This is a genomic window from Methylobacterium sp. J-026, from assembly GCF_022829585.1.
Lineage (GTDB): Bacteria > Pseudomonadota > Alphaproteobacteria > Rhizobiales > Beijerinckiaceae > Methylobacterium.
On the sequence record NZ_JAKSYC010000151.1, the window covers coordinates 1 to 1241 of the forward strand.

The following is a 1241-nucleotide window of genomic DNA, read 5'->3' on the forward strand; positions in this document are numbered from 1 at the left end:
GGAGTTCACTGGAGTGCGTCGGTGTCTGGCCCCACTTCAGCGCGTACGCCGAGTAGGTTCCCGAGCGCATCCTAGGGAATGGCCTGCACAGTAGCCACATCCCCCGCGTCGTCCATGACTTCATCCCACCCGCCGTGCAGCCTCCCGCGCCTGGCGCGTGGCGGCATGGTCCTGCTCGGTCGCCCGGGCGATCGCGTCCATCCCGCCGGCGATGCTCGTGACCCCGTGAGCGGCCGTGTGCATGCTGCCCGACATCTCCCGGGTCACGGCCGACTGCTCCTCCACCGCCGCCGAGATCGCCGCTGAGACCTCATCCAGTTTGCCGATCGTGCCCTGGATCGAACCGATCGCGACCACCGCCTCGCGCGTGGCCGCCTGGGTCGCGGTGATCTGCACGCGGATCTGGTCAGTGGCTCTGGCGGTCTGTTCGGCCAGGGCCTTCACCTCGGAGGCCACAACCGCGAAGCCCTTGCCCGCTGCTCCAGCCCGGGCCGCCTCGATGGTGGCGTTCAGCGCGAGCAGGTTGGTCTGGGAGGCGATGCCCTGGATCATGGTCACCACCTCGCCGATCTGCGTGGCCTGGCCGCTCAGGCCCTCGACGATGCCGCCGGTATGGCGGGCCTGCTCGACCGCCTCGCCGGCCATGCGCGCGGCGTGGCTGACCTGCTGGCTGATCTCGCCGACGGATGCCGACAACTCCTCCGCGCCCGAAGCCACCGCCTGGATGTCGCTCGACACCTGTCCCACTATGCCGGCGGCCTCGGCCGTCTGCAGGGTGACGGCCTCGACCGCGGTACCGATCGCGTCGAGATCCGTGCTGATCGCCCGCTGCGCCTCGGCCCGGCGCTGGCGCTCGTGCACCTGTTCGGTGATGTCGGCGGCGAACTTCACCACCTTCACCGGCACGCCGTCCCGGTCGCGGATCGGGTTATAGGTCGCCTGGATCCAGACTTCGCGGCCGCCCCGGGCGATGCGCCGGAACTCATCCGCAGCGAACTCGCCACGCCCGAGCTTCACCCAAAAATCACGGTAGGCCGCGCCCGCCCGCTCGTTCGCATCCACGAACATGCTGTGGTGCCGCCCCCGGATCTCGTCGAGCCGATAGCCCATCGCGTTGAGGAAATTGGTATTGGCGGTCAGAACGGTGCCATCGAGCGCGAACTCGATCACCGCCTGGGAGCGGTGCAAGGCTTCGAGCTGGCCATCATGGTCGATGTTGCGCAGCACCTGCGCGGTGATGT

1 protein-coding gene is annotated in these 1241 nt (G+C 68.9%); it reads right to left on the minus strand.

Annotation, left to right across the window (positions count from 1 at the left end):
- Nucleotides 1-120: 120 nt before the first annotated feature.
- Nucleotides 121-1241, minus strand: a 1121-nt coding sequence (locus tag MKK69_RS14170) for a PAS domain-containing methyl-accepting chemotaxis protein (protein WP_243968677.1), incomplete at its 5' end; no start/stop codon positions are given.